This window comes from uncultured Parabacteroides sp., from assembly GCF_905196875.1.
Taxonomy (GTDB): domain Bacteria; phylum Bacteroidota; class Bacteroidia; order Bacteroidales; family Tannerellaceae; genus Parabacteroides.
This window is the reverse complement of record NZ_CAJJWO010000107.1, coordinates 1-11,793: the sequence shown is the minus strand read 5'-3', so window position 1 is coordinate 11,793 and position 11,793 is coordinate 1. Positions and strand designations below refer to the sequence as shown.

Genomic DNA, 11,793 nt, shown 5'->3' with positions numbered 1-11,793 from the left:
GAGTCAGAGACTCAAAACAAATGAAAGGAATCAATCGTAAGGTTGGTTCCTTTTTTGGTTTATGACTATCCATAAATACATTATTTGTTTTTGGTTTATATTAATTTTGTGGACTTAGTAACACTTGTTTGTGGAATAATTCCACGAAAGTATTTTCCATCAGAGAAATGGTTCTGTTTTGTAATAGGTTTATACCGTTAATATTTAAGAGTATAGCGTTTTTTAACGGATTGTATTGAACAATGGTACGATTATTTCATTCTTACAATAGAGAGATAGAACAATAGAATATTTAAATGTCATTTATAGATATTAGTAATGGTAGGAGAAAGATTAGTAAAAGGAAGTATCGTATTAGTCGCCCTTTTAATGCTGGCAACAGGTTGTCGTAAAAAAGAAGAACCGTTGCGTCCCCTTGTCATTGTAGACAAGCCTCAGAAAGAAGATGTGCAAATATTCGGTGAATACGTAGGACGTATCCGTGCTGCGAGTTATGTAGAGATACATGCCCGTGTAGAAGGTTACCTCGAAAGGATGCTATTTGTAGAAGGTAAACAGGTGAAGCAGAACGAGCCTCTGTTTATTATCAATTCAGCACTTTATAAGGCCCGTGTAGAAAAAGCAAGAGCACAGTTGAAGAAGAATGAAGCGCAGGCGGCAAAAGCCAAAAGAGATGTGGAACGTTTGCAACCTTTGTATGAACAACATGCAGCGAGTCAGTTGGATCTCGATAACGCATTGGCTTCCCTGGATGATTCGGAAGCGAATATAGCTATGAGTAAAGCCGACCTTGATCAGGCACAACTGGAACTCGGCTATACAACTGTAACTTCACCGATTGCCGGATACATCAGTGAACGTTTTGTCGATGTCGGGGCCCTGGTAGGACCCGGTGTCAATTCAAAACTGGCTGCTGTTGTAAAAAGCGATACGGTATTGGTTGACTTTAAAATGACGGCATTGGATTATCTGCGTGCCGAACGTCGTAATATCAAGTTCGGTGAGCAGGACACAACCCGCTCCTGGCAACCGACCGTCACTGTGACCCTTGCCGATAATTCAGAATATCCGGTAAAAGGGATTGTTGATTTCGCCGATCCGATCGTAGATCCACAAACTGGAACTTTCGGTGTCCGTGCAGAGTTATCCAATCCGAATCAAAAGCTACTCCCCGGACAGTTTACCCGTGTAAAACTATTATTAGATGTGCGTGAACGCTCAATTGTCGTTCCCCGGAAAGCTATTTCTATTGAACAGGGCGGTGTCTTTATTTACATTATCCGTCGTGACAACGTTGCTGAGAAACGTTTTGTACAAACGGGACCGGAAATAGGAAACAACATTGTTATCGAGCGTGGTCTTGGTGAAAATGAATCCGTCGTTGTAGAAGGTTATCATAAGTTAGTGCCAGGTATGTTGGTTCGTCCGGTTCAGGCTGGTGACGATAAAGCTGTCGAAGCATATAGAGAGGAGGCAGGCGAATGAAACCGGGATTCTTTATAGACCGTCCCGTATTCTCGACCGTACTTTCTTTATTAATCGTTATTGTCGGGATTATTGGATTGATGTTGTTGCCGGTGGATCAGTATCCGCAGATCACGCCGCCGGTCGTGAAGATCAGTGCCTCTTATCCGGGTGCCAGTGCGTTGACGGTATCGCAGGCTGTAGCTACGCCGATCGAACAGGAACTGAACGGAACTCCGGGTATGATCTATATGCAGAGTAGCAGCAGTAATTCGGGAGGATTGACCATTACGGTTACTTTCGATGTGTCGGCGGATGCTGACCTGGCTGCTGTAGAAATACAGAATCGTGTGAAACTGGCAGAATCGCGTCTTCCGTCCGATGTCGTACAGAACGGTATCACGGTGGAGAAGCAATCCGCCAGTCAGTTGATGACATTAAGTCTGAGCTCGGATGATCCGCGCTTTGATGAAATCTACCTGAGTAACTTTGCTACGATCAATGTGCTCGATGTCCTTCGCCGTATTCCGGGAGTAGGACGTGTATCGAATATCGGTAGCCGTTATTATGGTATGCAGATATGGGTATATCCGGATCGTCTTGCCAATATGGGGCTGACGGTAAAAGATATACAGAATGCCTTGAAAGAGCAAAACAGTGAATCGGCAGCCGGAGAGTTGGGTAAACAACCGGTTATAGATGTCGATGTCACCATACCTATTACAGCCCGTGGCCGTCTGTCGACCGTGAAGGAGTTTGAAGATATAGTAGTCCGTGCCAACCAGGACGGTTCCATCGTTCGTTTACGCGACGTTGCCCGTATTTCATTGGAGGCCTCTTCCTATTCTACTGAAAGTGGAATCAATGGAGAGAACGCTGCCATCCTCGGTATCTATATGTTGCCGGGCGCCAATGCACTGGAAGTCGCTACTAATGTGAAGGAAGCGATGAAAGAGATCAGCCAGAACTTCCCTGAAGGGCTGGAATATAAATTCCCGTTCGATATGACGGAATATATCTCACAATCGATCCATGAGGTTTATAAGACTTTGTTTGAAGCCTTGTTTCTGGTTGTATTGGTCGTATTCCTGTCATTGCAGAACTGGCGTGCCGCTTTGATCCCGACTATTGCCGTTCCTATTTCTCTGATCGGTACATTCGGATTTATGTTGATCATGGGATTTTCCTTGAATATGCTGACCTTGCTGGGATTGATTCTGGCTATCGGTATTGTTGTGGATGATGCTATTGTTGTTGTGGAAAATGTGGAGCGTGTTATGCATGAGGAAAAACTGACACCTCGTGAAGCTACCCATAAGGCAATGCGTGAATTGACTGGCGCTTTGATTGCAACTTCAATGGTATTGGCTGCTGTATTCGTCCCTGTAAGTTTCCTGAGCGGGATTACCGGTGCGTTATATCGCCAGTTCTCTATAACGATTGTAGTTTCTGTATTGCTTTCAACGGTAGTTGCATTGACATTGAGCCCCGCTATGTGTGCCTTGATCCTGCGTCCGACAACCGGAAAGAAGAATTTCGTGTTCCGTAAGATCAATATCTGGTTACATAAGGGAAATAATAAATATATCCATTTGTTGTCAAAGGCTATCGGAAATCCTAAACGGATACTGGCGGGCTTCGGTATGGTACTGGTTTTTATCTTTGTATTGAATCGTTTTATACCGACCAGTTTTATACCGGAAGAAGACCAGGGCTTTTTCACTGTCGAATTAGTAATGCCCGAAGGAGCAACCCTTGAGCGTACCCGTAAGGTGACTGACCGTGCCATCGAGTTCCTGGAGAAACAACCGGCTGTAGCCTATGTGCAAAACGTAACCGGTAGCAGTACCCGTGTAGGAACATCGCAAAGCCGTTCTACCCTTACCGTTATTCTGAAACCCTGGGAAGAACGTAAGTCTTCCGGTATGGGAGTTGAAGATGTTATGGAAATTGCCCGTAAAGAGTTTGAGTATTATCCGGAGATATTAGCCTATCTGAATCGTCCGCCGGTTATTCCCGGGCTAGGCGAAAGCGGAGGTCTGGAAATGCAGTTGGAAGCCCGTGGGGAAGCCAGTTGGGAAAATCTGGTAAGTGCAACCGATACTTTTATGCTGTATGCATCGAAAGCTCCGGAACTGACTGGTGTGTCTTCTGCTCTGCAACCGCAGATCCCTCAATTATATTTTGATGTGGATCGCGATCGCGCTAAATTCCTGGGTATTCCGCTAACCGATATCTTTTCGACGATGAAGGCTTATCTGGGATCGGTCTATGTGAATGATTTTAATATGTTCAACCGTATATATAAGGTCTATATTCAGGCAGAAGCACCTTACCGTGCCACTCCGGAAAGTCTGGGATTATTCTTTGTAAGAGCACAGAATGGTTCGATGGTTCCTTTGACCGCCTTAGGTACGACAAGTTATACAACCGGACCCGGTACGATCAAGAAGTTCAATATGTTCTCTACCGCTGCGATCAGTGCCGTGGCTGCACCAGGATACAGTTCCGGAGAGGCGATGGCAGCTATGCAACAGATCGCCCGCGAACATCTGCCGGATAACATCGGTGTGGAATGGAGCGGATTGTCTTATCAGGAAAAGAAAGCCGGAGGACAGACCGGTATGGTGCTTGCACTTGTTTTCCTGTTCGTTTTCCTTTTCCTGGCAGCACAGTATGAAAGTTGGATCGTGCCGATTGCCGTATTGTTATCATTGCCGGTTGCTGCCTTAGGAGCTTATCTGGGAATTTGGGCAACCGGACTGCATAACGATATCTATTTCCAGATCGGGCTTGTCACCCTGATAGGCTTGGCGGCAAAGAATGCGATTTTGATCGTGGAGTTTGCCAAGGTACAGGTGGATGCGGGTGTCGATGTCATCAAAGCGGCTATTCATGCTGCCCAGATGCGTTTCCGTCCTATTTTGATGACTTCCCTGGCTTTTGTATTGGGAATGCTTCCAATGGTATTGGCTAGTGGACCGGGGTCCGCTTCCCGTCATAGTCTCGGAACCGGAGTGTTCTTTGGAATGTTGGTCGTTATCACTGTGGGGATTGTGCTGGTTCCGTTCTTCTTTGTTTTTATCTATAAAGTGAAGAAGGTATTGAAACTGGAGCGGGTAAGCCAGATCATTCCGAAGGAGAAAATTCTCCGGAAGAGAAAGCTGTTTCTTTTTATTGCGGTTGTAGCGGTTGCATTGGTTTCGCTTTCTTCTTGTAAGCTAGGGGAAAAGTATGCCCGTCCGGACTTGAATCTTCCGGTCCAGTTCGAAGGAGAATCGGATACTCTTTCCGTAGAGAACATACCCTGGGAAAGTCTGTATGCCGATACAACTTTGCAACGGTTGATAACAACGGCTCTGGAAAATAATAAGGATATGAAGATCGCGGCTGCCAAGATCAAAGAGATGATGGCTGCCAAACGTATCACTTTTGCTGAACAGTTCCCTGAAATCGGAGCGCGTATTTACGGACAAAAGGAACGTTTGAACTATGGCGGTGATAATCCGAAACCAGATCCTGAATATGGGGCAAAGCTGACTCTCTCATGGGAGCTCGACTTATGGGGAAACCTGCGTTGGGCAAATGAAGCCGGCGTTGCTGCTTACCTGCAATCGGTAGAGGCCCAGCGTGGCCTTCAACTGACTTTAGTCGCAGAAGTAGCAGCTGCTTATTATGAATTATGCGCCCTCGACCGGCAGTTAAATATCGTCCGTCAGACGTTAGAAGCCCGTCGTGAAGGTGTCCGTTTGGCTAAACTTCGCTTTGAAGGTGGTTTGACTTCCGAGACATCTTATAACCAGGCATTGGTAGAGTTGGCCCGTACGGAAACACTTGTCCCGTCACTGGAACGTCAGGTCAGGATAAAAGAAAACGACATATCCCTTTTGTTGGGAGAATACCCCGGCTATATTCCCCGTGGATTATCTCTTGGCCAACAACGGCTACCCGATGCATTGCCGGTAGGATTACCATCAGCTTTATTGGAGCGTCGTCCCGATATGCGGCAGGCGGAATTGAAACTGCGCGAAGCCAATGCCAAGGTAGGAGTTGCCTATACCGACCTATTCCCGAAGATCAGTCTGACAGGAAACTTCGGTCTTGAAAGTGAAGAATTAGGCGACCTGTTGAAAAGTCCGGCCTGGTTCCTGGCGGGCGATCTGCTTCAACCGCTTTTTGCAATGGGAAAGAATAAGGCGAAGCTGAAAGCCTCGAAAGCCCGTTACGAACAGGAAGTTTACAATTATCAGAAGAGTGTGATCGGTGCCTTTAAAGAGGTGAACGATGCTATTGTCACGATCCGCAAAGCAAAAGAGATCCGTTTCTCTCAGGAGAGATTAGAGTCTGCGTCTGCTAAATACGTTAAGCTGGCAGAACTGCAATATATCAATGGAGTAACCAATTATATCGATGTATTGGATGCACAGCGTGGATATCTGGATGCCCAGATTAGCTTGAATAATGCTGTATTGAATGAACTACTGGCGGTAGTTTATCTTTATAAGGCATTAGGGGGAGGATATAATCAAAGTAATTGATTAGTCTGTTGCTCTCCGTGCTCGATCCGGAGCCATAAAAAAGCAGGCCGTATCTTATAGTAAATATAGGATACGGCCTGTGTTTTGCAATTCCGTATCGGGCACGAGATAGTAACAAGGATATTTTAGGGTTTGTCTTCCTCTATATTACCACTTGTCGTATCGCCTTCTCCCCATTCGGATACGGTAACATCACCCAAAGCGACACCTGTACCGGACAGACGGAGCTTCAGCGTGGTATTCTTACCTTGCTGCAGGTTTATGGCATCTGTCGGCTGATAAGTAAAGGTTTTATCGTTAACAGAGATAACAATAATAATCCCATTAGTTTTCTGGATTGCCTGTGCAGGTAAAACCGCGCTATAAACCGTTCCGTTTGCCAGTGGCTTGATCTCTGTTGTTGAAGAGCCGTCTACAGCTGTTGTTGCCGGGGTATCTTCGGAGCTGGAGTAAGTCACCGTATAATCAGGTACAGCATCTTTAATCGTAACCGAGTTGATAACGGCATCTTCTACTGCTTTGGCATTGACATCGATAGTCAATTTAGCCAATACGTGCTTCATGTCGATATCAAGAGCGGTGTATTTAGTTGCATCGGAGGCTTTTGCTATCGCTTTGTAGGCAACCAGCAGGTCGGAGTTTTTATAACCGGCAGTCGTGCTTTGATCGGCTTCCACTTTTGTTGCAGTTGCCGGAGCTTTAACGGGAGCGGTTGCATAGAACGGGAGATTGCCTGAAGCTGCGGCATGTAATGTACTCCATTTCATCTTGTCTGTTCCCAGATCCCAGATCGTACCGTCGTAGCGGAAATCGGCAAACTGGTCGGCAGTAGTGTTTCCGGCTGTGTTGTAATACAGATACAATTTGTCGCCGGTTTCTCCGTAGGCGCTACCAGCTTTGGTGATTACTTCGCCGCTTATGCTGGGCGCAATGGTTACATATTGACTACTGATTGCAGGCGTCGGATCGTCTTCGCTGCTGCATGAGGTGAATAAGAGGGCGCTTAGCGCCAATGCGGCTGTGCCGCTTACTAGACTTTTTGTTTTCATAATGCTTAATATTTTGTACTAGTGAATAATTTGTTTTGTATATAGCTATCGCTATGGTTAGCGTTATTTGTCGAGAGTGATACTACCGCTTGCTGTGACTTTACCCCAATCTGTCACTTTAATATCGGACAGTTCAAGCACTGTCCCGTTAACGGTAAGTGTCAGGGTGGTGTTTGTGCCATTGGCAAGTTTAGTCGCAGTGGTCGGGGCATACGTATATGAATTGTTTTCCGAGCCGACTGTGATTGTCGTTTTTACTTTTGCAGCAGTGCTACTGATGTCCTGTGCCGGAAGGATTACGGAATAAACAACAGTCTTTCCGGAGCTTTTATTTGTATCCTTAAAAGGAGCAAAAGAGACTTTTGTTGTTCCCGTAGCGGTAACTATTGCCGGGGCAGCAGTAGACGGTACTCCTGACCCTGTGTAAGCTACTGTATAATCCTTAATTGCATTATCAACGGATACGCTTGTATTGTTGATAGTTGAGATAACATCCATTTTTACCTCTATCGTCAACTTGGCAAGCATGTGTTTGAAAGTAAGAGGCACTTGTGCCTGTCTGGTGCCAACTTCGTTGTAAGCCATAAGCAGGTCGGCATTGGTAAAGTTAGGCTCGCTGCTTTGGTTAGTCTCGACAGCGCCTGTTGTTGCGTTTGCCAGATCTTTGGGAGAAACGGCGAAGAATGGATATTTACCGGATTGCGCTACGAGGTCGTCCCAGAAGATACACAGGTCTGCCTGTGTGTTCTGGTTGGCAGCATTCCATGTAGAACCACTATACGTGTAAACTCCTTTTTCGCTGGCAGTGGTATTACTACCGTTTTTGTAATACATGTAAATCTTCTTCTCTCCATTCTCAGGCTTGTAATCCGTATCTGCTTTGGTCGTCACCTCTCCGGTGATTGTGGCGGAGATACCTACCGGTTGCTTTTCCGGGGGGAAAGCGTCGGTTTCACCCCCTACACAGGCTGTCAATGCTGCCAAGCAGCAACTAAGAGACAGAGCTACGTTTGTGAATTGTTTTGTTTTCATGAGGATATTGTTTTAATTGTTTGTATTCTATTTACTTATTTGTTTGTATTCTATGTTATTTATTTGTTTGTTTGTGAATGATGCTTATCAGTCTTCTCCGTCGGGGTCGAGCATAATATCGTAAATGATATTTTCCCAATCGCTTTGTGTTACCTGGATGCGAAGAATATTCGGATCGGGCGGAGTCGGATCAGGGCTCGGATCGGGATCAGGCTCTGGGCTTGGGTCAGGGTCTGGGGTTGGCTCCGGTTCCGGGTCGATGCCGGGATCGGGGTTCTTTGGCACATCTATCCGTATATCGACAGAGATACCCGCTTGTAGTAAGCCTTCCGGCAGGTATTCGTTTAGGGAGATATTCAGCGGGACGCGGTCGGGAATCTCTATGGTTAGCGTCAAGGAAGACGTTTTGCCTTCGATGCCGGGTAAGGTATAGAGATAGCCGCCCAGTCCGTCGTGCTGCATGGCAAATGGTTGCGGCAAGGTGTCGCCATACTCGATGAATTTCTCGTCGGGCAGGCTCCATACAGCTTGCGCGGGGTTGCCATGTAATGTGATAGAAGCAGTGGCGGTTTCGTTAGAGACTGCTTTTTTACCGGTTGCAGTGGCAGCGCCGGTACTGTCTATCATGTTCAGATTGACATACAATCTTGTCAATCGGTGTGACAGGACAATATTGGCTTCGGGCTGTCCGGCATGAAGGCCGACGGTGCGCTCGGCTGTCATGAGGGGGCGTCCGGTGGCTGTATGCTCGCGGGTGTCGACTGATAAAAGTAACCGGTCGAGTTGGAGAGCAGGCGATGCCGGGCGGTAAGCCATCAGGTCTACCAGGCTGCTGTCGGACGGGAGAAAGGCGCTGTCGGCTTCCGAAGCGGGGATGAAATAGGTGGCCTTATCCGTTGCATCCGCCTTTTCGGGGAAGACGTAGCGGAATAAGGCGGTATCGCCCAATGCGGTGCGGCCAGCGGGTTCGGCCAGTACCAGATGCAGGGTGTCGGTAGGCGACCAGGGTTCGGGATTGTCGCCGGCGGGACGTGCCTGTAGGCGAAGGGCAACCCTTTGCACTGTGCCGGGCTCAACCGGCGATGGCGGGTCTGGTGGGAGCGACGGCCCCGGTTCGGGATCGTCTTTACTACATGCCGCAAGCACCAACGACAGCAGTGCGATGATAGCGGCTGCCGGTAATGCCTGAAAGGCTGCGAATAGGTGATGTTTCAACATCGGTATGTTTACTTTCAACATTTATGTGTTATATTAAATCGTTAACTAATCAATTTTAATACAACCCTATTCGCTTTTTGGCATATTGGAAACGACTTCGCCCTGCCCCACCTGTACAGGTGGGGCAGGGCGAAAACAAATTGCCACGCTATATAATTACTCTTTTATCGGAAGATTATTCTCCTTTATTAATTTCTCAATATCGGTGATGGAGATAGAACTTTGTTCTGCTTTATCATAAATAAAAAGTAAAACAATTTCGCTACTTTCTTCATCAACAATCATGGTAACGGTAATAACGCGGGCTCCATGGCTTTTCCCACGTCCTTTACTGCCGATAGCCATACGTACTTTTCTAATACCTCTGCCTAAGTCGGCACCGGCTTCAGGATTTTCCAGCAATTCATCTTGCAAAGAAATAAGGTCTTTTTTTAAAGAACGATATTTCTTGCTCAAGCGTTTTAGCTCCCGTAAAAAAGAGGGAGCAGTAACTATGCTATAGTTCATCAATAACTTCCTGAAGGGTTTTCAATTTGCGACCTGTGCGTTTAGCTTCGGCTACTTCTTTCAATCCGCGGGAGATACCGGAAAGAATTTCTTCTTTACTGATTGTCTCCTTTTCAGACTCTTGTTTGAGTATCTGGTTGAAAGACCGCTTAATCTTATTGAATATTTCTGTATCTTCAATATTCAATATATCGCGAACCAACATTGCTTTATCCGCTTCCAATCTTACATTTGCATCCATCTTATTTCTATTTTAAGGTTTGTGCTACAAACATAGACAAAATATTCTGCCCCTGCAAGTTAAAAAGCACTGCAACTGTTTTCATTTCCAATATGTCAAAGAGCGTAGGGTGGGAAGCTAGTTGATTGATTCTACTTCCCCAGGTTTTATCGTCGGGCCTGTCGTGGCAGGGGTGGGCGATGCTTCATAATGGAATTGGATTTTAGGAAGTGAATAGTAAAAAGGAACATTCAGATCTGAGATAACAGTTTCGTTACTAAGATCTTCCAATTTGTTTATAGCGACCCTATTTTTACCCTCACCCTGTGAAGAAGAACTACCGAATACATTATAGTAATAGCAATACTCATAATCCGTCTTTTCAGGGACTATGCAACCAAAGCCTTCACTCTTATTGGTTTTTATATTATAAGCTACACAACCACGACAGTACTGAGCATTTCCCATTCCACTGATACCGCCAACAAATTCAGCAGTTTCGTCTGTAAAGTTAAAATCATGGGCTATACAACCTTTTACAGAGGGGTTACCTTCCAGATAACCAACTATACCTCCTATAGCTATTTGCCCGGATAAAGTAGGTGTTCCATCAGGTGCAAATGTGCACGCATAGATATTTCCATAATAACCAACTCCAACTACACCACCGACAAAGCGCCGCGAACGAATTGTAACTTTCCCTTTAACGTGGCAATCGACAACAGATCCTCCTCTCAGCGCTCCTACAATAGCTCCGCACTCGACCACATCTCCCATTCCCTGATCATCATAATCGATTGTTACTCCATCGATAGTCAATCCTTCTATGGTGTTTGGTTCGCTTAGAGTTGAGTAAAAACCAGCCTCTGATCCCGAAGAAACAACATGCAGATTGTAAATTGTATGACCATGTCCATTAAAACCAAAATCACCATAGAACGGCTGCACCCAAGGCTCATTATTCAGGTCGATGTCTGTATATAAATTAAGAACCTCGTTCGAGTTCAACCAAGACCATATAGCATCTTTGTCATTCCTTAAGTAGCCTTCCATAAACTTATCCCAATCAGCCCTGGTATAAATACCTTTCTTTCGTTCGACACCTTCAGGGTGAAGTACTATAGTTATTTTTTCATCGATCGTCATTTGTTCGATGCTACTGATCTGCAAAGAGGTTTCGCTACCAATGTTGACGGTAAACAGGTAACAGTTACCGTTTTCGATCTTTATCGCCTGATTGCCGGAAGTTATCGGATATTGCTTACCGTTGTAAAGAATCGTAAAGAGGTTGGGAGTCGATGCCTGAATTGTGGTTGGGGCAACCCGCATAAAATAGTCGATTGTGAGATCGCCGGCTTTGATATTGGCGACTGTCGTTTTATTGGTGTTTTTTATGCTGCCGGGCGATGAACTGACGGCGTTGAGTACCGGTATAGTCCCTGACGTATTCCAACCGTTGTTGGCTGACGCAGTACCGACACCTTTCAGACTGCTGCTAATCGTGTAGCGACCCGCACTTTCCGTATCTTTACCGAGCAGTACGCGTACGCCGATGCAGGCATAGAGCGGAGAGAGTGTGACCTCCGATATATTACCGTTGTTGACAGCTATACTGCTTTTGCTGTAGGCTACCGGCGTATTTTCGTCGAGCCAACCGTATATGGTGAGCGGTGTCCAGGTGGTTGCGTTCGACATTTCCCAGGTGTTTGCCGCATCCTTAGGGGCAAATGTGATAGGGTTGGTCGATGTCACCTGGTAGGTTTTG

At 46.1% G+C, this 11,793-nt stretch carries 10 protein-coding genes; 4 read left to right on the top strand and 6 right to left on the bottom strand.

Translation table 11 applies throughout. The features are described 5' to 3' along the window. The first annotated feature begins 318 nt into the window (after positions 1-318). Together QZ076_RS20950 and QZ076_RS20945 are read left to right on the top strand one after the other, a co-directional pair. A complete protein-coding gene (locus QZ076_RS20950) occupies positions 319-1,485 on the top strand; it encodes an efflux RND transporter periplasmic adaptor subunit (protein WP_293717051.1) in 1,167 nt (388 codons plus the stop codon). Continuing rightward, entirely contained in the window at positions 1,482-6,002 is a 4,521-nt protein-coding gene (locus QZ076_RS20945; RefSeq protein ID WP_293717049.1) for a multidrug efflux RND transporter permease subunit, read from the top strand. Before QZ076_RS20950 ends, QZ076_RS20945 begins: the two co-directional genes overlap by 4 nt. Before the next feature lie 125 nt (positions 6,003-6,127). Here QZ076_RS20945 and QZ076_RS20940 read toward each other — a convergent pair whose 3' ends face one another. The 3 genes from QZ076_RS20940 to QZ076_RS20930 form a co-directional block, all read right to left on the bottom strand. Continuing rightward, a complete protein-coding gene (locus tag QZ076_RS20940; protein ID WP_293717047.1) occupies positions 6,128-7,051 on the bottom strand; it encodes a fimbrillin family protein in 924 nt (307 codons plus the stop codon). A gap of 63 nt (positions 7,052-7,114) precedes the next feature. Next, positions 7,115-8,083: a fimbrillin family protein gene (locus QZ076_RS20935; protein ID WP_293717045.1), complete on the bottom strand. Its 969-nt coding sequence runs from the start codon at positions 8,081-8,083 to the stop codon at positions 7,115-7,117. Positions 8,084-8,170: 87 nt separating this feature from the next. After that, on the bottom strand, positions 8,171-8,911 hold the full coding sequence (locus tag QZ076_RS20930; RefSeq protein WP_365326554.1) for a fimbrillin family protein: 741 nt from the start codon (positions 8,909-8,911) through the stop codon (positions 8,171-8,173). Between QZ076_RS20930 and QZ076_RS20925 the strand changes: the two genes are divergently transcribed. Both QZ076_RS20925 and QZ076_RS20920 read left to right on the top strand, forming a co-directional pair. Continuing rightward, entirely contained in the window at positions 8,867-9,016 is a 150-nt protein-coding gene (locus QZ076_RS20925; RefSeq protein ID WP_293717041.1) for a hypothetical protein, read from the top strand. The genes QZ076_RS20930 and QZ076_RS20925 overlap by 45 nt on opposite strands. Positions 9,017-9,035: 19 nt before the next feature. Next, the gene (locus QZ076_RS20920; protein WP_293717039.1) at positions 9,036-9,272 is read left to right on the top strand and encodes a hypothetical protein; all 237 of its coding nucleotides are present in this window, start codon (positions 9,036-9,038) and stop codon (positions 9,270-9,272) included. 185 nt (positions 9,273-9,457) lie between these two features. Here the strand turns inward: QZ076_RS20920 and QZ076_RS20915 are convergent, their stop codons facing one another. From QZ076_RS20915 to QZ076_RS20905, 3 genes are all read right to left on the bottom strand, one after another. Further along, positions 9,458-9,808, bottom strand: a complete 351-nt coding sequence (locus tag QZ076_RS20915; protein WP_293717037.1) for a type II toxin-antitoxin system RelE/ParE family toxin — start codon at positions 9,806-9,808, stop codon at positions 9,458-9,460. After that, positions 9,798-10,049 carry a hypothetical protein gene (locus QZ076_RS20910; RefSeq protein ID WP_293717035.1) on the bottom strand — a complete coding sequence of 84 codons (252 nt, stop codon included), beginning with the start codon at positions 10,047-10,049 and terminating at the stop codon, positions 9,798-9,800. Before QZ076_RS20910 ends, QZ076_RS20915 begins: the two co-directional genes overlap by 11 nt. Positions 10,050-10,166: 117 nt before the next feature. Then, positions 10,167-11,793: hypothetical protein (locus QZ076_RS20905; RefSeq protein ID WP_293717033.1), on the bottom strand; the 1,627-nt coding region annotated here is incomplete at its 5' end.

Coding starts and splice junctions, on each gene's coding strand:
- QZ076_RS20935 (WP_293717045.1), bottom strand. CDS start 8,083: ATGAAAACAAAACAATTCACAAACGTAGCTCTGTCTCTTAGTTGCTGC.
- QZ076_RS20915 (WP_293717037.1), bottom strand. CDS start 9,808: ATGAACTATAGCATAGTTACTGCTCCCTCTTTTTTACGGGAGCTAAAA.
- QZ076_RS20940 (WP_293717047.1), bottom strand. CDS start 7,051: ATGAAAACAAAAAGTCTAGTAAGCGGCACAGCCGCATTGGCGCTAAGC.
- QZ076_RS20950 (WP_293717051.1), top strand. CDS start 319: ATGGTAGGAGAAAGATTAGTAAAAGGAAGTATCGTATTAGTCGCCCTT.
- QZ076_RS20945 (WP_293717049.1), top strand. CDS start 1,482: ATGAAACCGGGATTCTTTATAGACCGTCCCGTATTCTCGACCGTACTT.
- QZ076_RS20910 (WP_293717035.1), bottom strand. CDS start 10,049: ATGGATGCAAATGTAAGATTGGAAGCGGATAAAGCAATGTTGGTTCGC.